The sequence below is a fragment of the Streptomyces sp. NPDC046909 genome (assembly GCF_040644695.1).
Taxonomy (GTDB): domain Bacteria; phylum Actinomycetota; class Actinomycetes; order Streptomycetales; family Streptomycetaceae; genus Streptomyces.
On sequence record NZ_JBEYXC010000002.1, the window covers coordinates 326,873 to 346,521 of the forward strand.

18 protein-coding genes are annotated in these 19,649 nt (G+C 71.6%); 10 read left to right on the forward strand and 8 right to left on the reverse strand.

Annotated elements, in window-relative coordinates; translation table 11 throughout:
* Window positions 1–71 precede the first annotated feature (71 nt).
* The 6 genes from ABZ928_RS05675 to ABZ928_RS05700 are packed head-to-tail and all read right to left on the reverse strand — an operon-like array spanning window position 72 to window position 6,460.
* On the reverse strand, window positions 72–1,190 hold the full coding sequence (locus ABZ928_RS05675) for a DegT/DnrJ/EryC1/StrS family aminotransferase (RefSeq protein WP_361515229.1): 1,119 nt from the start codon (window positions 1,188–1,190) through the stop codon (window positions 72–74).
* Window positions 1,187–1,876 (reverse strand): NeuD/PglB/VioB family sugar acetyltransferase, encoded by a 690-nt coding sequence (locus ABZ928_RS05680; RefSeq protein WP_361515230.1) that lies wholly within the window; start codon window positions 1,874–1,876, stop codon window positions 1,187–1,189. The genes ABZ928_RS05675 and ABZ928_RS05680 overlap by 4 nt, the downstream gene beginning before the upstream one ends.
* Window positions 1,873–3,015: a DegT/DnrJ/EryC1/StrS family aminotransferase gene (locus tag ABZ928_RS05685; RefSeq protein ID WP_361515231.1), complete on the reverse strand. Its 1,143-nt coding sequence runs from the start codon at window positions 3,013–3,015 to the stop codon at window positions 1,873–1,875. The genes ABZ928_RS05680 and ABZ928_RS05685 overlap by 4 nt, the downstream gene beginning before the upstream one ends.
* A complete protein-coding gene (locus tag ABZ928_RS05690; RefSeq protein ID WP_361515232.1) occupies window positions 3,012–3,992 on the reverse strand; it encodes an NAD-dependent epimerase/dehydratase family protein in 981 nt (326 codons plus the stop codon). Before ABZ928_RS05690 ends, ABZ928_RS05685 begins: the two co-directional genes overlap by 4 nt.
* Window positions 3,993–4,028: 36 nt before the next feature.
* Window positions 4,029–5,084 (reverse strand): Gfo/Idh/MocA family oxidoreductase, encoded by a 1,056-nt coding sequence (locus ABZ928_RS05695; RefSeq protein WP_361515233.1) that lies wholly within the window; start codon window positions 5,082–5,084, stop codon window positions 4,029–4,031.
* A gap of 23 nt (window positions 5,085–5,107) precedes the next feature.
* A complete protein-coding gene (locus ABZ928_RS05700) occupies window positions 5,108–6,460 on the reverse strand; it encodes an exopolysaccharide biosynthesis polyprenyl glycosylphosphotransferase (protein ID WP_361515234.1) in 1,353 nt (450 codons plus the stop codon).
* A gap of 333 nt (window positions 6,461–6,793) precedes the next feature.
* Here ABZ928_RS05700 and ABZ928_RS05705 point away from each other — a divergent pair, with 333 nt between their 5' ends.
* The 3 genes from ABZ928_RS05705 to ABZ928_RS05715 all read left to right on the forward strand — a co-directional run bounded on the left by ABZ928_RS05705 (window position 6,794) and on the right by ABZ928_RS05715 (window position 10,052).
* Complete coding sequence (locus ABZ928_RS05705; RefSeq protein ID WP_361515235.1) at window positions 6,794–7,648, forward strand: glycosyltransferase family 2 protein; 855 nt, start codon at window positions 6,794–6,796, stop codon at window positions 7,646–7,648.
* 25 nt (window positions 7,649–7,673) lie between these two features.
* Window positions 7,674–8,936, forward strand: coding sequence for an MFS transporter (locus ABZ928_RS05710; protein ID WP_361515236.1), 1,263 nt, complete (start codon window positions 7,674–7,676; stop codon window positions 8,934–8,936).
* A gap of 93 nt (window positions 8,937–9,029) precedes the next feature.
* Complete coding sequence (locus ABZ928_RS05715; RefSeq protein WP_361515237.1) at window positions 9,030–10,052, forward strand: TolB-like translocation protein; 1,023 nt, start codon at window positions 9,030–9,032, stop codon at window positions 10,050–10,052.
* Window positions 10,053–10,070: 18 nt separating this feature from the next.
* On the opposite strand, the gene ABZ928_RS05720 is transcribed toward ABZ928_RS05715, so the two are convergent.
* Window positions 10,071–10,538 (reverse strand): helix-turn-helix domain-containing protein, encoded by a 468-nt coding sequence (locus tag ABZ928_RS05720; RefSeq protein ID WP_361515238.1) that lies wholly within the window; start codon window positions 10,536–10,538, stop codon window positions 10,071–10,073.
* A 93-nt stretch (window positions 10,539–10,631) separates the two neighbouring features.
* Between ABZ928_RS05720 and ABZ928_RS05725 the strand changes: the two genes are divergently transcribed.
* Window positions 10,632–11,132 (forward strand): PaaI family thioesterase, encoded by a 501-nt coding sequence (locus tag ABZ928_RS05725; RefSeq protein WP_361515239.1) that lies wholly within the window; start codon window positions 10,632–10,634, stop codon window positions 11,130–11,132.
* A 24-nt stretch (window positions 11,133–11,156) separates the two neighbouring features.
* Here the strand turns inward: ABZ928_RS05725 and ABZ928_RS05730 are convergent, their stop codons facing one another.
* A complete protein-coding gene (locus ABZ928_RS05730) occupies window positions 11,157–11,810 on the reverse strand; it encodes a GntR family transcriptional regulator (RefSeq protein WP_361515240.1) in 654 nt (217 codons plus the stop codon).
* A gap of 114 nt (window positions 11,811–11,924) precedes the next feature.
* Between ABZ928_RS05730 and glyA the strand changes: the two genes are divergently transcribed.
* Genes glyA through ABZ928_RS05760 form a run of 6 tightly spaced genes read left to right on the forward strand, consistent with a single transcriptional unit; the run spans window position 11,925 to window position 19,632 of the window.
* Window positions 11,925–13,226 carry a serine hydroxymethyltransferase gene (gene glyA / locus ABZ928_RS05735; RefSeq protein WP_361515241.1) on the forward strand — a complete coding sequence of 434 codons (1,302 nt, stop codon included), beginning with the start codon at window positions 11,925–11,927 and terminating at the stop codon, window positions 13,224–13,226.
* Window positions 13,223–14,473 carry a sarcosine oxidase subunit beta family protein gene (locus ABZ928_RS05740; protein WP_361515242.1) on the forward strand — a complete coding sequence of 417 codons (1,251 nt, stop codon included), beginning with the start codon at window positions 13,223–13,225 and terminating at the stop codon, window positions 14,471–14,473. The genes glyA and ABZ928_RS05740 overlap by 4 nt, the downstream gene beginning before the upstream one ends.
* 15 nt (window positions 14,474–14,488) lie before the next feature.
* Window positions 14,489–14,815 (forward strand): sarcosine oxidase subunit delta, encoded by a 327-nt coding sequence (locus tag ABZ928_RS05745; RefSeq protein WP_361515243.1) that lies wholly within the window; start codon window positions 14,489–14,491, stop codon window positions 14,813–14,815.
* Complete coding sequence (locus ABZ928_RS05750) at window positions 14,812–17,673, forward strand: 2Fe-2S iron-sulfur cluster-binding protein (protein ID WP_361515244.1); 2,862 nt, start codon at window positions 14,812–14,814, stop codon at window positions 17,671–17,673. The genes ABZ928_RS05745 and ABZ928_RS05750 overlap by 4 nt, the downstream gene beginning before the upstream one ends.
* A complete protein-coding gene (locus ABZ928_RS05755) occupies window positions 17,663–18,256 on the forward strand; it encodes a sarcosine oxidase subunit gamma family protein (RefSeq protein WP_361515245.1) in 594 nt (197 codons plus the stop codon). Before ABZ928_RS05750 ends, ABZ928_RS05755 begins: the two co-directional genes overlap by 11 nt.
* Window positions 18,253–19,632, forward strand: coding sequence for an L-serine ammonia-lyase (locus tag ABZ928_RS05760; RefSeq protein WP_361515246.1), 1,380 nt, complete (start codon window positions 18,253–18,255; stop codon window positions 19,630–19,632). Before ABZ928_RS05755 ends, ABZ928_RS05760 begins: the two co-directional genes overlap by 4 nt.
* Window positions 19,633–19,649: the final 17 nt, after the last annotated feature.

Genomic DNA, 19,649 nt, shown 5'->3' on the forward strand with positions numbered 1-19,649 from the left:
TCATGTGTACCTCTCAGCGGCTGTGCAGGAGCGCCCCGTGACGTGGGGGTGGAGCGTGATACGGGGACCAGTCAGCCGCGGAGCGCGTCGGCGAGGGTGTCGACGACGCGTTGCTGCTGGTCGGGGGTGATATGCGGGTGGAGCGGAAGCGACAGGATCCGGTCCGCCGTGCGCTCGGCGTGCGGGAAGTCGCCCCGGGTGTGGCCGAGATGGCGGTAGGCGGGGGTGAGGTGGACGGGCGCGGGATAGTGCACCCCGGCTCCGATGCCCTCGGCGTTGAGCTTGCCGACGATGTCGTCGCGGTCGGCTCCGTCGACCTGCACGACGTACAGGTGCCAGACGTGGACGTTGCCCGTGTCCGTTGTGGGGAGTACGACCCGGCCGGTGGCCGCGAGGCCGTCGAGCAGGGTGTCGTAGCGGGCGGCGGCCGCTCGTCGGGCCGCGTTGCCGGCCGCGAGGCGGGCGAGCTTGGCCCGCAGGACGACGGCCTGGAGTCCGTCCAGTCTGCTGTTGAACCCGGGGACGTCGTGGCGGTACTTGGCGATGCCGCCGTGGTTGGCGATCGCTCGGACGAGGTCGGCGCGGTCCTCGTGGTCAGTGAGGACGGCGCCCGCGTCGCCGTAGGCGCCGAGGTTCTTGCCGGGGTAGAAGCTGGTGGCCGCGATGCCGCCGCTGCCCGGGGTGCGGCCGTCGCGGCTCGCGCCCTGGCACTGCGCGGCGTCCTCCACGACCTTCACGTGGTCGGGGAGTTGGGCCGCGAGCTCGGTCACCTCGGCCATCTGGCCGTACAGGTGCACGGGGACGACCGCGCGGGTGGCCGGGCCGACCGCGTCCGACGCGGCCTGCGGGTCGAGGAGATACGTGTCCGGCAGGCAGTCCGCGAGGACCGGCGTGGCGCCGGTCCTGGCCACGGCACCGGCGGTGGCGATGAAGGTGTTGGCGGGTACGACGACCTCGTCACCGGGGCCTACCCCGCTCGCGCGCAGGGCGAGTTCGAGGGCGTCGGTGCCGTTGGCGACGCCCACGCAGTGGGCGACCTCGCCGAAGTCGGCGTACTCGCGCTCGAAGCGGCGGACCTCCTCGCCGCCCACGAACGCGGTGTCGGCCAGGACCCGGTCGAAGCCGGTCCGTACCTCGTCGGCGACCTCGGCGTGTGCCGCCTTGAGGTCCACCAGCGGGATCTGGTTCATGTCAGCGGTCCCCCCACTGTTCGTGTCGCTAGTTCGTCCCGCGCGGGCGCTCCGGCCGCGCGCAGTCGTCGGGCCGGGCTCCCCACCCAGACCTCACCCGGCGGTATGTCGCCGAGCACCGTGCTCCCCAGCCCGATCTGCGACCAGGCGCCGACCGTCACGCCCTCCCTGACCAGCGCCCCGGAGCCGACATAGGCGCCGGTCTCCAGCCGCACGCCGCCGCCGAGGCGGACGCCGGCGGTGAGCGTGGCGTAGTCCTCGACGACGTCGTCATGGGTGAGGACGACGTGCGGCATCACCGAGACATGGGCGCCCACCGTGACGGCGGCGGTCAGGACGCAGTGCGCGAGGAGGACCGAGCCGGGGCCGATCTCGGAGGTCGCCGAGACGGCGGCCGTCGGGTGGATCACCGTGGCGTACCGGTCCGGGGGCAGGTCGAACCTGCGGGCCAGCCGGGCGCGGGCCGCGTAGTCCCGGGGGTTGCCCACGCAGATCACCACGCGGGCCTCGGTCAGTTCGTGCACGAGGTCGCCGCCGCCGAGGACGGGCACCCCGTCCACCTCGGTGCCGTGCAGACCGGGGTTGTCGTCCAGGTGCCCGAGCAGCTCGAAGCCGCCCGCGTCCCGGACGGCCTGGGCGGTCTCCCGGGCGAAGCCGCCCGCCCCGACGATGACAAGTCCGGTCATCTGCGGGCCTGTTCGCGCAGTGCCGCCACGACCCGGTCCTGCTGGGCCTCGGTCATGGTGTGGAAGAGCGGCAGGATCAGCGAGTCCCGGGTGATCCGCTCGGTGACGGGCAGCGGCACGGCGGGGTGGTCCGTGTAGGCGGGTTCGAGGTGGGCGGCCATGATTCCGCGCCGGGCGGAGACCCCGGCGTCGGCGAGCGCGGCGAGCAGGTCGTCGCGGTCGACGGGGAAGTCCTCGTCCAGCAGCACCCAGTAGGACTGGAAGTTGCTCTGCCCGTGCGCGGGATCGCGCACCGGGGTGAGTCCGGGGACGTCGGCGAGCAACGCGTCGTAGCGGGCGGCCAGTTCACGCCGCCGGGCGATCATGGCGTCGAGCTTGCCGAGCTGGACCAGGCCGATCGCGGCCTGGACGTCGGTCATCCGGTAGTTGAAGCCGACCTCCAAGTAGGCTTCCAGGACCGGCTTGTTGCTCGCGTGGCGGTCGGCCGCCGAGGCGTTCATGCCGTGCTCGCGCAGCCTGCGCAGCCGGGCCGCCCACTCGGCGTCGTCGGTGGTGATCATGCCGCCCTCGCCCGTGGTGACGAGCTTGCGGGGGTGGAAGGACCACGCGGCGAGCAGCGCCCCGTGCCCGACCGGCTTGCCGCCCACCGTCGAGCCGATGGCGCAGGCCGCGTCCTCGACGAGCGGCAGGTCCCACTCGGCGCAGGCGGCGCGCAGGGCGTGCACATCGGCCGGGACTCCGCCCTGGTGGACGGCGAGGACGGCCTTGGTGCGGGGCGTGCGGACCGCGTCCACGGTGGCCGGCGTGAGGTTGCCGGTGGCGGGGTCGACGTCCGCGAACACCGGCTCGGCACCGACGTACCGTACGGCGTTGGCGGTGGCGATGAACGACAGTGAGGGCACGACGACCTCGTCGCCGGGGCCGAGGCCGAGGAGGACGAGGGACAGGTGCAGGGCGGTCGTGCAGGAGCTGACCGCGATGCCGTGCTCGGCGCCCACCCGCTCGGCGAAGGCCCGCTCGAACTCGGCGACCCGGGGGCCCTGCGCGACCCACCCGGACAGCACGGCGTCGGAGGCGGCCTTGGCCTCCTCCTCGCCGAGCCAGGGGATCATCACGGGGATTCGGTCGGTGCCGCTCACTTGGCGGCCTCCCGCTCGGCACGCCACCACTGGACCAGATCGCTCAGGCCGGTGCGCAGGTCGATGTCGGCCGTGAACCCGAGCCGTTCGGCGGCCTGCGAGGTGTCGGCGAGCCGCCGTACGACCGAGTTCACACTGCGGGCGGGCCCGTGCACCGGCTCCAGGCCGGTCGCGCCCATCGCCTCCAGGAGACCGTCGGCGAGCTCGCGCAGCGAGGTCTCCGTGCCGGACGCGATGTTGAACACCTCGTCGGTGAGGTCCGACTCGGCGGCCAGGACGTTGGCTCTGGCGATGTCGCGGACGTCGACGAAGTCCATGGTCTGGGTGCCGTCGCCGAGGATGAGCGGCGGCTCACCGGCCTCGATGCGCTCCATCCAGCGGATGAGCACCTCGGTGTAGAGGCCGTGGATGTCCATGCGGGGGCCGTAGACGTTGAAGTAGCGCAGCGCCACGTAGTCCAGGCCGTACATGGCGTGGAAGCTGCGCAGCATGCCCTCGTTGAAGGCCTTCGCGGCACCGTAGAAGGTGTCGTTGTTGTACGCGTGGTGGCGTTCGGTCGTCGGGAAGGTCTCGGCCATGCCGTAGACGGACGCCGACGAGGAGGCGACGACCTTGGCGACACCGGCCTGGGCCGCCGCCTCCAGGACGTTGAACGTGCCGTCGACCAGCACCTCGTTGGCGAGCCTCGGCTCCTCCGCGCACTGGGTGATGCGGATCGCGGCGAGGTGGAACACCAGGTCGGCGCCCTCGGTGACCTTCTTGACGGTCTCGACGTCCCGGATGTCGCCCTCGACGACCTCGACGACACCGCTGGGCAGGGCCTTCGCGAGGTTGGCGCGCCGTCCGCGCACGAAGTTGTCGAGTACGACGATCTCGCGGGCGCCGCCTTCGGCGAGGAGGTCGACGAGGTTGGAGCCGATGGTGCCCGCTCCCCCGGTGACCAAGATCTTCTTGCCTCGTACGCTGCTCAACTGCACTTCCTTCTCAGCGAACTTCTCAGCGAATCGGTTCTGTCAGCGCCCGGCGCGCAGTCCGACGACCGCGCCCTTGAATTCGAGGCTCCGGGACGCCGCCTCGAGAATGTCCAGCACCCGCAGGCCCGCCCGGCCGTCGGTCAGCGGGGCCCGGCGCTCGGTGATCGAGTCGGCGAACTCCTCGACCATGCTGCGCAGCGCCTCCTTCTCGCCGATGGCGGGCGCGACCATGTCGCCGGAGCGGTACGAGACGAGCATGTCCCGGCGTTCGTCCGCGCCGATCTCCTGCGGCGAGGCCAGGTCGACGCCCCGGTCGTAGACGGCCACCCGCTGAAGGGGGTTGAGGTCGTCCCACACGAGGGTGCGTTTGGCGCCGCCCACCATGGTGGTGCGGACCTTGGTCGGGGAGAGCCAGTTGACGTGCACGTGGGCGATGGCCCCGGTGTTGAGGGTGAGCGTCAGATAGGCGACGCAGGCCTGTCCGGCGCCGATCGGGTCGGCTCCGTGGGCGGCGACGGCGACCGGCTCGACGTTGTCCGGGAGGATGAAGTCCAGGATCGACAGGTCGTGCGGGGCGAGGTCCCACATCACGTCGATGTCCTTCTGGACCAGGCCGAGGTTGATGCGGACCGAGTCGACGAAGTGGATCTCGCCGAGTTCGCCGGAGTGGACCAGGTCCCGGATGCGGCCCACGGCGGGCGTGTAGCAGTAGGTGTGGTCGCACATCAGGGTCAGACCGCGTTCCTCGGCCTCCGCGACCAGCCGCAGGCCGTCGGCGTAGGTCGCCGCGAGGGGCTTCTCCACCAGGACGTGCTTCCCGGCGCGCAGGGCGGCCAGGGCGATGTCGAGGTGGGTGCCGGCGGGGGTGGCCACGGCGACGGCGTGCACGGAGGGGTCGGCGAGGACGGCCGCGTAGTCCGCGGTGGGCTGGACGGTCGAGTAGCCGCCGAGGACGCGCTGGGCGCGTGCCACGTCGAGGTCGCACAGCCAGCGCAGCCGGAAGCGGTCGCTGGCCTGGAAGTTGCGGACGAGGTTGGGTCCCCAGTAGCCCGCGCCGACGACGGCGACTCCCAACGGATCGGTGCTGTCCGTCACTTGGTTCCTCTTCCCGTGCGCCATCAGTAGGCCCCCGTTCCGCGCACCACCGCGGTGGCGGTGCGCGCCAAGATGGTCAGGTCGAGGCTGGTCGACCAGTTGTCCACGTATGCGAGATCGAGTCGGACGGCCTCGTCCCAGGGCAGGTCCGAGCGGCCGCTCACCTGCCAGAGGCCGGTGAGGCCCGGTTTCACGAGCAGCCTCCGCTTGACCTCCGGCGGGTACTCGTCCACCTCCTCGGGCAGCGGGGGGCGGGGTCCGACGAGGGACATGTGGCCGCCGATCACATTGATCAGCTGCGGGAGTTCGTCGAGCGAGCTGCGGCGCAGGAAGGAGCCGACCCGGGTGATGCGGGGGTCCTCCTTCACCTTGAACAGCAGGCCGTCGCTGTTCTGGTTGAGGTGTTCGAGGTCCGCCTTGCGCGCCTCCGAATCCGGGCGCATCGTACGGAACTTGAACATGGTGAAGTGGTCGCCGTAGCGGCCCACCCGCTGCTGCCGGAAGAGGGCCGGTCCCGAGCTGTCCAGGCGGACGATCAGGGCGATCGCCAGCATGGGCAGGGCGAGGAACGCCAGGAGGAGCGCCGCGAGCGAGCGGTCGAGGAGTTCCTTGGGCAGCCGGGAGGTCCGGGAGAGGTTGGGTGCCTGGACCCGGACCAGGGGTACCCCGTTGGCGGACCGTACGGTCAGCCGGGCGGCGGACACATCGGCCAGTACGGGGGCCAGCAGGAAGTCGACGCCCTGCACGGCCGCCGTCCAGGACATGCGGCGCACGACGGAGGCGTCGAACTCGGGTGCGGGCAGCACCACGACGGTGCCGATGCCCAGGGCCCGGATGACGTCGTCCATGGTGTCGACGCCGCCGAGGACCGGGAGTCCCAGGCGGCGGACCTCGGCCGCGTTCTCGGGATCGCTCAGGCACACCCCGGCGGCCCGCAGTTCCTGGGCCCCGCCGCGCCGCAGTACGGCGACCAGCGCGACGATGCCGTGCGAGGGACCGACCAGGAGGGTCGCGCTGCGGCCGCGGTCGCGGGCCCAGCGCCGGTGGAGTCTGCGGCGCAGCGTGTACCGGACCAGGAGAGCGAGCGCGGCGGCCGGTATCGCAGCCATGGTCATGTCATGAAGGAGGCCCGAATCATGGGTGAACAGCCAGTACAGGGCCAGGGCCGGCGCCGGCAGCGCGACGGCCCCCCGGAGCACCCGTCGGTACTCCTCGGTGCCCAGCCCCAAGGCCCTGCGGTCGTAGGAGCGATGGGCGGCCATGGCCACGATCCACACCGGGGGCAGCACCAGGGCCACCGCCCAGCGGCCGTACGCCGCGTGGATCAAGAAGGCCGCGGCAACGGCGGCGAGGCCGTCCGCGACCAGCAGGACCATTCGGTATCTCTGCTCCCAAGGTCTTCGGCGCCCTTGCGGAGCTCTGCGTTCCACAACCAGTTGCTCATGCGTGACCTCAATGGTCATGCGCCCCCCACCACGTGCGCGGTTACCCCTGACCGAACACCGATACGCCCCCAACGCATCGGTAGATGAAAGAAAGAAGCCTCAGCGGTTCCCCAACCGCCGCATGTCCCCTACATGTTGGCTCGTGCCTCCCCTTCCCCACCCAAACCGGTTCGGCGGGCATCAATCTAGACCACCGAACACAGTCACGGGAACAGTTGGACGAAACACACGTCGCATTACTGACATCGACTGCATACTGCCCAGGTGACGAGCATCGTGATCCCGGCCCACAACGAGGCGCAAGTCATCGCCCGGCTCCTTGATTCACTTCTGGCCGATTCCGAATCCCACGGAAACGACACCGACATCGTGGTTGTATGCAATGGCTGCACGGACGGCACCGCGGAGATCGCGGCCGCCCGGGGCCCGCGCGTACGGGTCGTGGAGATCCCCACGCCCTCCAAGCACGCCGCCCTGCGCGCCGGGGACGATCACGCGCGCGGCTTTCCCCGGGTCTACGTGGACGCCGATGTCGTCATCACGGGAGCGGACGTACAAGCGCTCACCGAGCCTCTGGAGGACGGCACTTCGGGCATCCTCGCCACCGCCCCTGAACGGCGGATTCCGCTGGATGCGTGCGCCTGGCGGGTGCGCGCCTACTACCGGGTGTGGCGGCGACTCCCGGCGGTGCGCGAGGGGTTGTTCGGGCGGGGGGTCATCGCGGTCTCCAAGGCCGGGCACTCCCGTATCACCGCGCTGCCGCCGCTGATGGCGGACGACCTCGCCGCGTCGCTGGCGTTCAGCCCCGAGGAGCGGCTCGTGGTGGGGTCGGCCGGGGTCGTCGTCCAACCGCCCAAAACCTGGCCGGATTTGATCAAACGACGGATCCGCGCCGCGGTGTCCACCGCACAGGTCGAGCAGCATCGGACCCCGGAGGACGCCACGGCCCGTACGAGCAAGGCGGATCTCCTCGCGCTGCTCCGCGCGGACCCGAGGCTCCTCCCGGCGGTCGTGGTCTTCGTCGCCGCGGCGGTCGTCGCCCGCCGGAAGGCCCAAAAGGCCATCCGGGCCCAGGACTTCGGGACCTGGCTACGGGACGAGAGCAGCCGGCAGAACTGAACGCACCGCATCTGGAGTCCTGGACATGTACCTCACCGACCGCTCCGCGCCCGCCGGGGCGGAGACCGAGCAGGGCCGAAGACGCGGCTCGCGGCCCAAGGTCGCCCCGGTCGTGCTCGTGCTGGGCACGGTCAGCCTGATCACCGACATCTCCTCGGAGATGGTCACCGCCGTCCTGCCGCTCTACCTCGTCACCACGCTCGGCTTCAGCCCGCTGGGCTTCGGCGCCCTCGACGGCGTCTACAACGGCGTCAGCGCGCTGGTCCAGCTGACCGGCGGTCACCTCGCCGACCGGATACGCAGCCACAAGCTGATAGCGGGCCTCGGCTACGGCCTCTCCGCGCTCTGCAAGCCCCTGCTCCTGCTCGCGAGCAGCATCGGCGCACTCGGCACGCTCCTCGCCCTCGATCGCACCGGCAAAGGCCTGCGCACCGCACCGCGCGACGCGATGATCTCCCTCTCGACACCCCCCGAACGCCAGGGCCGGGCCTTCGGCGTGCACCGGGCGATGGACACCACCGGCGCGATGCTCGGCCCGCTGACCGCGTTCCTCATCCTCAACGCGGCGGCCGACGGCTACGACGCCGTGTTCGGCGTGAGCGCCTGCGTGGCCGTGCTCGGCGTGGTGGTGCTCGTGCTGTTCGTACCCGGCAAGGAGCGCACGGCACCCGTCGACCAGGTGGACCGCCAGCCGCCGGTCCGCCCCGCCGAGGCGCTCGCCCTGCTGCGCCTGCCCCGGTTGCGGGCGCTCGCCGGGTGTGCCGCGCTGCTCGGTCTGACCACCGTCAGCGACGCGTTCGTCTACTTGCTCCTGCAACGGCGCGCGGGCCTCGACGAAGGCTGGTTCCCGCTGCTGCCGCTCGGCACCGCCGTCGTCTTCCTGCTGCTGGCCGTACCCGCCGGCGCGCTCGCCGACCGGATCGGGCGGCACACCGTGTTCCTCGCCGGGCACCTGGCGCTGCTCACCGGCTACGCCCTGCTGGTGTGGGCCCCGGCCACACCGGCGCTGCCGTTCCTGGTCCTCGCCCTGCACGGCGTGTTCTACGCCGCCACCGACGGGGTGCTCCCGGCCGCGCTCGCCGGCATCGTGCCCGAGCATCTGCGCGCCAGCGGCCTCGCCATCGTCGGCACCAGCCAGGCGCTGGCCCGGTTCTGCTGCTCGCTGGCCTTCGGCGCCGCCTGGACGATCTGGGGCTACGGCCCGGCGCTGGCCGGCTCGGCGATCGGCCTGCTGTGCTGCGCCGCCGTCGCGGGCCTGGTGCTGCGACCGGCCCGCGACCCCCGATGACCACGGCGCCGGACGACCGACCACCACGCAACACGACTCAGCACCGCACCGCACGACGAACCACCCACCACACGACGAACCACAGGGATCCAGATGACTTCGCTCCGCCGCCGCCTGCTCGTCCTCGTCGCGGCGGTCCTGGTCCTCGCGGGCGTGGGAACCGGCATGGTCCTGCACGCCGCCGACCGCGCGGACCGGGCCGACCAGCCGCGCAAGGGCGACCCCACCGTCAGCTCCGGCAAGCTGACGCTCAGCCAGAAGAACCGTCTGACCTTCGTCAACGCGACCGCGGGCCCGCACCGCACCGCCGTCGCCTCGGTCCCCTCCGCCGACCCCGGGGGCGGACGGACCGCCTCGGACCTGAAGTGCGCCCGCTTCTACGCGGCGGCGGGCACCGGCGTCTGCCTCCAGTCCGACACCGGCATCCTCAAGCAGAACAACCGCGCCCTGCTCCTCGACGCCGACCTGCGCACCCGGCACACGTACGCCCTCGCGGGCACCCCCAGCCGGGCCCGGGTCTCGCCCAGCGGCCGGTTCGCCGCCTGGACGGTGTTCGTCTCCGGCGAGTCGTACGCGTCCGCGTTCTTCTCCACCCGGACGTCGATCCTGGACACCCGCACGATGAAGCTGATCCCCAGCCTGGAGACGTTCGCCATCACCCTGGACGGCAAGTCCTACAAGGCCGCGGACGTCAACTTCTGGGGCGTCACCTTCGCCTCCGACGACGACACCTTCTACGCGACCCTCAACACCGCGAGCAAGACGTATCTGGTGCGGGGTTCGATCTCGCGGCAGACGGTGACCACGCTCATCGAGAACGTCGAGTGCCCGTCCCTCTCCCCCGACGAGACCCGCGTCGCCTTCAAGAAGCGGGTGCTGTCCCGTACGGACCTGTGGCGCGAGTACGTCCTCGATCTGCGCACCCTGCGCGAGACCCCGCTCGCCGAACGCCACAGCGTCGACGACCAGGCGACCTGGCTCGACGACAGGACCGTCGCCTACGCCCTGCCCACCGAGGGCAGGACGGGCAGCAGCGACCTGTGGAGCGTCCCCGCGAACGGCACGGGCACGCCCCGACTGCTGATCGCCGGCGCCTCGTCCCCGGCGCCGCTGTAACGCCTCACACCCTGCGCCTCACACCCTGCGCCGCGCCCCCGGCCCTGGCCGGGCGATGACCTCCCTCGGTGTGAGGGCGACCCGGTCCTCCGGGCACTCGACGACAGCCCGGACCGGCGCCCCGCACTCGGCGTGCCGCATGTCCATGACCGGCCCCTCGGGGTCCGCCGCGTACGCGTCGCCCCACTGCCGCAGCGCCACCAGCACCGGCCACAGGTCCCACCCCTTGCGGGTCAGCCGGTACTCGTTCCGGGACCGGCTCCCCGGTTCCTGATAGGCGACGGTCGTCAGAATGCCCGCCCCGGTCAGCTTGCGCAGCCGGTCGCTCAGGACCGCCTCCGACAGCCCGATGTGCCGCCGGAAGTCGTCGAACCGGCGCACACCGCAGGCGACGTCCCGCACGATCAGCAGGGTCCACTTCTCCCCCACCAGATCGAGCGTGCGCTGGACGGGACAGTTCTCCGTGCTGACATCGAGCCACTCCATGTCCCCCATGCTAGGGGCTGGCTTCTCCTTTGACAGTCAGAGGCGCCGCGGGCTAGCTTCAATCAACGAAGCCAGCCGAGAGGACGCCACGCCATGGGACGGTCACGCACCTACGAGTGGGACGACCCCTCGATCACCGCCGCCGCCGTGGGACGCGCCTCAGGGCTCGAGTTCCTGCGCGAGGTACAGGCGGGCCATCTGCCCAAGCCGCCCATCGGGGCGACCCTGGACTTCACCCTCGACGAGGTGGACGAGGGCAGGGCGGTCTTCTCGATCACACCGGGCGAGGAGCACTACAACCCGATCGGCAGCGTGCACGGTGGCGTCTACGCCACCCTCCTCGACTCGGCGGCGGGGTGCGCCGTGCAGTCCACGCTGCCGCCCGGCATGGGCTACACCTCGCTCGACCTGACCGTGAAGTTCCTGAAGCGGATCACCTCGGACACGGGCCGGGTCCGGGCCATCGGCACGATCATCAGCCGGGGCCGCCAGACCGCGCTCGCCGAGGCCAGACTGCTGGACGCCGAGGACCGTCTGCTGGCCCACGCCACCAGCAGCTGCATGCTGTTCCCGGTGCCGGCCACCAAGCCCTGAGAGTCCGCGCAGACACCGAACGGCTCAGATCAGCGCCCGGATCGCCGTCTCGAACCCCTCCACATGCCGCGCGGCCAACGCCGACGCCTTCTCCGCGTCCCGGTCGATGATGGCGCGCAGCAGCGGCCCGTGCTCGTGCACATGGCCCGCCAGACCCGGCAGCCGGTCGAGGAACAGGCACCAGATCCGGGTGGCCAGGTTGTCGTACCTGACGAGGGTGTCCTCCAGGTAGGGGTTCCGCGTCGCCGCGTAGATGGCGCGGTGCACGTTCCTGTCGAGCCGGATCAGGTCCGTGCCGCCGTCGGACGCGTCCGCCAACTCCCCCAGCAGCCGGTTGAGTTCCTCACGGTCGCTGTCGCCGGCGCGCTGCGCGGCCAGTCCCGCCGCGAGCGGTTCGAGCTGCTGGCGCACTTCTGAGATGTGCCCGAGGTCGGCGATCTGCACCTCGGTGGCGAAGGTCCCGCGCCGCGGATACGACACCACGAGCCGCTCGTGCTCCAGGCGCTTGAGCGCCTCGCGGACCGGGGTGCGCCCGAAGCCGAGTTCGGCCGCGACGCGGTCGTCGTTGATGGGTTCCCCGGGGCGGATCCGGAGCGTGACCAGGCGCTCCGAGACGGCGCTGTAGGCCTGCTCGGCCAGCGTGCCCTGGCCCTGACCGGCGACGGTCGAAGACGTCACGCCGCACCCTCCCTCGGATAACCGGCCCTTGACGGGCCTCAGCCTCGCTCTTACTGTAGCGCAGCAGAACATTGATATATCAGTCGTGTGTTAGTCGCTCACCAGGGAGTTCGCATGACGACGGTGCTCAGCGCTCAGCTCGACGACTTCGATCCCGAGGTCGCCGCGGCGGTCGCCGACGAGCTGGCCCGGCAGCGCGGCACGCTGGAGATGATCGCGAGCGAGAACTTCGCTCCGCTCGCGGTCATGCAGGCCCAGGGTTCGGTGCTGACCAACAAGTACGCCGAGGGCTACCCCGGCCGCCGCTACTACGGCGGCTGCGAGCACGTCGACGTCATCGAGCGGCTCGCCATCGACCGCGTCAAGGAGCTGTTCGGCGCCGAGGCCGCCAACGTCCAGCCGCACTCCGGCGCCCAGGCCAACGCGGCCGTCATGGCCGCCCTGCTCCAGCCCGGCGACACGATCCTGGGCCTCGACCTGGCGCACGGCGGCCACCTCACCCACGGCATGCGGCTCAATTTCTCCGGGCGCCTCTACAAGGTGGCGGCCTACCAGGTCGGCGAGCACGACCACCGCGTCGACATGGCGCAGGTCCGCAAGCTCGCCGAGGAGCACCGGCCCCAGCTGATCGTGGCCGGCTGGTCGGCGTACCCCCGGCAGCTCGACTTCGCGGAGTTCCGGCGGATCGCGGACGAGGTCGGCGCCTATCTGATGGTCGACATGGCGCACTTCGCGGGCCTGGTCGCCGCCGGACTGCACCCGTCCCCCGTGCCGCACGCGCACGTGGTGACCACGACCACCCACAAGACGCTCGGCGGCCCCCGCGGCGGGGTGATCCTGTCGACGGCCGAACTCGCCAAGAAGATCAACTCCGCGGTCTTCCCCGGCCAGCAGGGCGGCCCCCTCGAACATGTCATCGCGGCGAAGGCCGTCGCGTTCAGGATGGCCGCGCAGCCGGAGTTCGCCGACCGTCAGCGCCGCACCCTGGAAGGCGCCGCGATCCTGGCCGAGCGGCTGCTCGCCGAGGACACGAAGGCGGCCGGGGTCAGCGTGCTGACCGGGGGCACGGACGTCCATCTCGTCCTGGTGGACCTGCGCCACTCCGAACTCGACGGCAAGCAGGCCGAGGACCGGCTCCACCGGATCGGCATCACCGTCAACCGCAACGCCGTCCCCTTCGACCCGCGCCCGCCGATGATCAGCTCCGGCGTCCGGATCGGCACCCCGGCGCTGGCCGCCCGCGGTTTCGGGGCCGAGGAGTTCACCGAGGTCGCCGACATCGTCGCCACGGCCCTGCTGCCCGGCTTCGACGACGAGGCCGCCACCGCACTGCGCCGCCGCGTCGAGGCCCTCACCGACCGGTTCCCGCTGTACCCCGCCGTCCCGCAGTCCGTGGCCGAGGAGGCTGCCCAGTGACCCGCCCGCGCTTCAACGCCCCCGCCACACCGGGTGACGCCCTCCCGGACCACCCGGACTTCCTGTGGCGCAACCCCGAGCCCAAGCGGTCGTACGACGTCGTGATCGTCGGCGGCGGCGGACACGGCCTGGCCACCGCCTACTACCTGGCCAAGAACCACGGCATCACCAACATCGCGGTCCTGGAGAAGGGCTGGCTCGCGGGCGGCAACATGGCCCGCAACACCACGATCATCCGCTCCAACTACCTGTGGGACGAGAGCTCCGGCATCTACGAGCACTCCCTCAAGCTGTGGGAGACCCTCGAAGAGGACCTCGACTACCCGATCCTCTTCAGCCAGCGCGGTGTCCTCAACCTCGCCCACAGCCTCCAGGACGTCCGCGACAGCAGGCGCCGCGTCTACGCGAACCAGCTCAACGGCGTCGACGCGGAGTGGCTGGAGCCGGACGAGGTCGCCAAGGTCTGCCCCATCGTCAACATCTCCCCGGACGTGCGCTATCCCGTCCTCGGCGCGACCTACCAGCCCCGCGCGGGCATCGCCAAGCACGACTACGTGGCCTGGGGCTTCGCCCGCAGGGCCGACGCGTACGGCATCGATCTGATCCAGGACTGCGAGGTCACCGGCCTCGACATCGCCGACGGACGGGTACGCGGGGTGCGGACGACGCGCGGCGACATCGCCGCCGGCAAGGTCGCGCTCGCCGCCGCCGGACACTCCTCCGTGCTGGCCGCGATGGCCGGTCTGCGGCTGCCGCTCCAGAGCCATCCGCTCCAGGCCCTGGTGTCCGAACTGCTTGAGCCCGTGCACCCGACCGTGGTGATGTCGAACGCCGTCCATGTGTACGTCTCCCAGGCGCACAAGGGCGAGCTGGTGATGGGCGCCGGGATCGACAGCTACAACGGCTACGGCCAGCGCGGCGCGTTCCACATCCTGGAGCGTCAGATGGCCGCCGCCCTGGAGCTGTTCCCCGTCTTCGCCCGCGCCCACATGCTGCGCACCTGGGCCGGCATCGTCGACACGACCCCCGACGCCTCCCCCATCGTCGGCCTGACCCCCGTCGAGAACCTCTACCTCAACTGCGGCTGGGGAACCGGCGGTTTCAAGGCCACCCCGGGCGTCGGCTGGTGCTTCGCGCACACCGTCGCCACCGGCGAACCGCACCCCTACAACGCGCCGTTCACCCTCGACCGCTTCACCACCGGTGCCCTCGTCGACGAGCACGGCGCCGCCGCCGTCGCCCATTAGCCAAGGAGTACCGACATGCAGCTCATCACCTGCCCCTGGTGCGGCGACCGCGAGGAGATCGAGTTCCATTACGGCGGTCAGGCGCACGTCGCCTACCCCGAGAACCCGTACGCCCTCGACGACGAGCAGTGGGCCCAGTACGTCTTCTTCCGCGACAACCCCAAGGGGCCGTTCGCCGAGCGGTGGGTGCACTCGGCCGGCTGCCGCCGCTGGTTCAACGCCCTGCGCGACACCGTCACCCACGAGTTCCTCGCGGTCTACGAGATCGGTGCGAAGCGCCCCACCCCCGAGAACACCGCGTCCGCCGCGTCCACCGCGCAGAGCCAGGAGGCCCGTCGATGAGCACCCCGCACCGAGCCCCCGGCCACGGCCGCGTCGACCGCGCCACCACCCTCTCCTTCACCTTCGACGGCACCGCCTACACCGGCCACCCCGGCGACACCCTCGCCTCCGCCCTGCTCGCCCACGGCGTGCACCACGTGGCCGACAGCATCAAGCACGGCCGCCCGCGCGGATTCCTGGCCGCCGGAGCCGAGGAACCCAACGCGCTGGTCCAGATCGAGGTCCCCTTCCCCGAGCCCATGCTCACGGCCACCACCGTGGAGCTGTACGACGGTCTCGTCGCCCGTGGTCTGTCCGGCCAGGGCAGGCTCAGCACCGAGCCGGACACCGCCCGCTACGACACCATGCACGCCCACTGCGACGTCCTCGTCGTCGGCGCCGGACCGGCAGGACTGGCCGCCGCCCTGACGGCCGCCCGTTCCGGGGCCCGGGTGATCGTCGTCGACGAACTCCCCGAGCCCGGCGGCTCGTTGCTCGGCGCCCAGGAGCTCCTCGACGGCGCACCGGCGACGGCATGGGTCGACGCGGTCGTCGCGGAACTCGGCGGCCTCGCCGACGTACGGATCCTCACGCGCACCACGGCCTTCGGCCACTACGACGACGGACTCGTCCTGGCCCTGGAGAAGCGCACCGACCACCTCGGTGCCGCCGCCCCCGCCCATGTGTCGCGGCAGCGGATCTGGCGGATCCGCTCCCGGCAGGTCGTGTACGCCACCGGTGCCTACGAGCGTCCGGTCGCCTTCGACAACAACGACCGGCCCGGGATCATGCTGGCCGGCTCGGCCCGCACCTACCTGAACCGCTTCGGCGTCCTTCCCGGACAGCGGGCCGTCCTGTTCACCACGAACGACAGCGCCTACCCGGCCGCCCTCGAACTGGCCGACGCGGGCGTGGAGATCGCCGCCGTGCTCGACGCGCGCGAGGAGGTGCCCGAGCACTGGCGCACCGCCTGCGCCGAACGCGGCATCGGCGTCCGCGCGGGCCATGTCGTCACCGGCACCAGCGGCATCGAGCGCGTCACCCGCGCCCATGTGGCCGCCTTCCGTGACGGGCGGCTCGGCGAGCGGCAGGGCGTCGACTGCGATCTGCTGCTGGTCTCCGGCGGCTGGAACCCGGCGGTGGCCCTGTTCAGCCAGGCCCGCGGCACCCTGCGCTACGACGCCGGGATCGGCGCCTTCGTCCCGGACCGGGCGCCGGACGGCGTCCGTACGGCGGGCTCGGCCGCAGGCACGTTCACCCTCTCCGGCTGCCTCGCCGACGGAGCGGACGCCGCCCGGCAGGCCCTGTCGGCGATCGGCGGGACCGGCGGGACGATCACTCTGCCGACGCCTTCCCCGCTCCCGGACGGGGCGCCCACCCGGGTGCTGTGGCGGGTGCCGAGCCCGCAGGATGCCGAGGACGGCTCCGTCCAGTTCGTGGACCTGCAACGCGACGCCACCGTCGCCGATGTGCTGCGGGCGACCGGCGCGGGCCTCAGGTCGGTGGAGCACGTCAAGCGGTACACGACGATCGGCACCGCCCACGACCAGGGCCGCACCTCGGGCGTGATGACCTCGGGCATCGTCGCCGAGGCGCTCGGCGTGGACGTCGCCGACCTCGGCACCATGCGGCTGCGTCCGCCCGCCCTGCCGGTCGCCTTCGCCGCCCTCGCCGGCCGCAACCGGGGCGAGCTGTTCGACCCGGTCCGGGTGACCGCGCTGCACCCCTGGCATGTCGAGCAGGGCGCCCTGTTCGAGGACGTCGGCCAGTGGAAGCGCCCCTGGTACTACCCCCGGCCCGGCGAGACCATGGAAGAGGCCGTGCTGCGCGAGTGCCGGGCCGCCCGCACCGGCGTCGCGATGATGGACGGCTCCACCCTCGGCAAGATCAATGTGCAGGGCCCGGACGCCGGGGTGCTGCTGGACCGGCTCTACACGAACCTGATGAGCACCCTGAAGGTGGGCCGGGTCCGCTACGGCGTGATGTGCGGCGTGGACGGCATGGCCATCGACGACGGCACCGTGATCCGGGTGGCCGAGCAGGAGTTCCTGCTGACCACGACGACCGGCAACGCGGCCAAGATCTTCGAGTGGATGGAGGAGTGGCTCCAGACCGAGTGGCCCGAACTGCGCGTCCACCTCACCTCCGTCACCGAGCACTGGGTGACGATCCCCCTGGTCGGCCCGCGCTCCCGCGACGTACTGGCCCTCGTGGCGCCGGAGTTGGACGTCGACAACGACTCCTTCCCCTTCATGTCGTGGAAGGACACCACCGTCGCCGGGGTCGAGGCGCGGGTGTGCCGCATCAGCTTCTCCGGTGAACTCGCCTACGAGGTCAACGTGCCCGCCTGGTACGGGATCACGGTGTGGAAGGCGCTCGTCGCGGCCGGGGACGCGTTCGGTCTCACGACGTACGGCACCGAGACGATGCACGTGCTGCGCGCGGAGAAGGCGTACCCGATCATCGGGCAGGACACCGACGGCACGGTCACGCCGCAGGACCTGGGCATGTCGTGGGTCGTGTCGAAGAAGAAGCCGGACTTCGTCGGCAAGCGGTCCTTCACCCGCGTGGAGAACCAGCGGGAGGACCGCAAGCAGCTGGTGGGCCTGCTGCCGGTCGACGAGCACGTGCTGCTCCCCGAGGGCGCGCAGATCATCTCCACCAGCGAGATCCCGGCGCCCCCGGTCCCGATGCTGGGCCATGTCACCTCCAGCTACCGCAGCGACGCCCTCCGGCGCACCTTCGCCCTGGCCCTGGTGCGCTCGGGCACCCGGCGGATCGGCGAGACCCTCTACGTCCCGCTGGACGGCCGGACCGTCCCGGTGACCGTGACCGAACCCGTGCTCTTCGACAAGGAGGGGGCTCGCCGTGACGGTTGAGACGCCCGCCCGCTTCAGCCCGCTGTCCGACTGGCAGGACGACTTCGACCGCCTGCCGGCCGGAGTGGAGGTGCGGGAATTGCCCTACCTGACCCAGCTCACCTTGCGGGTGGCGCCCGGCAGCGCCGCGGCGGGGGCCGTGGAGTCCGCCCTGGGTGTCACCCTGCCCGGCCCGCTGCGCGCCGAACTCTCCGGCGACATCGAGGTGTTGTGGATGGGCCCGGACGAATGGCTCCTGGTGGTGCCCGACGGGCGGGGCGCCGAACTCGCCGCCCTGCTGCGGTCGGCCATCGGCGACGAGTTCGCCACCGTCACCGACGTCTCGGCGCAGCGCACCACGCTCGCCCTGTCCGGGGACCTCGTGCGCACGGTCCTCGCCCAGGGCTGTGCCATCGACCTGGACGCCCGGGCGACCCCCGTCGGCTCGTGTCTGACGACGCTGGTGGCACAGGCGCCGGTCACCCTCGTGGTGTGCGGCGAGGGGGCGTCCGAGGTCCGGCTGCTGGTCCGCGCGTCGTTCGCGTCCTATCTGGCGACCTGGCTGATCGACGCCTGCACGGAGTTCCGGGGCGACACCGGATGACCATCAGCGTCTTCGACATGTTCAAGGTCGGCATCGGGCCCTCCAGCTCCCACACCGTGGGCCCGATGCGGGCGGCGCACTCCTTCGCGTACGCCCTGGAGCAGGACGGCCTGCTGGAGGAGACGAGCCACGTCCATGTCGAGCTGTTCGGCTCGCTGGGCGCCACCGGGCACGGGCACGGCAGTGTGAAGGCCGTGGTCCTGGGCCTTGAGGGCGAGGTGCCCGAGCTCGTCGACCCGGCCGTCGCCGAGCCGACGATGGACCGGGTCCGGGAGACGCGGGGCCTGCGGCTGCTGGGCAAGCGCATCATCGACTTCGAGGTCGACGAGGACGTCGTCCTGCACCGCGGCAAGCGGCTGGCCTTCCACGCCAACGCCATGACCTTCGAGGCCACGGCGCGGGACGGGCGCCGGCTGGCGACCCGTACGTACTACTCCGTCGGCGGCGGTTTCGTCGTGGACGAGAGCGCGGCGGACGGCCCGCGGATCGTCCCGGACACCACCCCGGTGCGCTACCCCTTCACGACCGGTGCCGAGCTGCTGGCCCACACCCGGGCCACCGGGCTGCCGATCAGCTCGATCATGATGGCGAACGAGCTGACCTGGCGCACCGAGGACGAGGTCCGCTCCGGTCTCCTGCACATCTGGTCGGTGATGCAGGAGTGCGTGCGCCGGGGCACCGCGCACGGCGGGGTGCTGCCCGGTGGGCTGAAGGTGCGCCGCCGGGCGGCCGCCCTGCACGAGAAGCTGGTGGCCGCGGACACCGAGGCCGAGACCGACTCCCTGCACGCCATGGAGTGGGTGACGCTGTACGCGCTGGCGGTCAACGAGGAGAACGCGGCGGGCGGCAGGGTGGTGACCGCCCCGACGAACGGGGCGGCAGGCATCGTCCCGGCGGTGCTGCACTACTACGAGCGTTTCGTGCGCGGCGCCGGGTCGGACGGCGTCGTCCGCTTCCTGCTGACCGCCGCCGCGGTCGGTGTGCTGTTCAAGGAGAACGCCTCGATCTCCGGCGCCGAGGTCGGCTGCCAGGGCGAGGTCGGCTCCGCGTGCTCGATGGCCGCGGCGGGGCTGGCCGAGATCCTCGGCGGCACTCCCGAACAGGTCGAGAACGCCGCTGAGATCGGCATCGAGCACAACCTCGGGCTGACCTGCGACCCGGTCGGCGGCCTGGTCCAGATCCCCTGCATCGAACGCAACGCGGTGGCCTCCCTGAAGGCCATCACCGCGGCCCGCATGGCCCTGCACGGCGACGGCACCCACCATGTGTCGCTCGACCAGGCGATCAAGACCATGCGGGAGACCGGCGCCGACATGAAGGACAAGTACAAGGAGACCGCCCGCGGTGGTCTCGCCCTCAACGTCGTCGAGTGCTGAGAGCCCCTGAGGGAGCG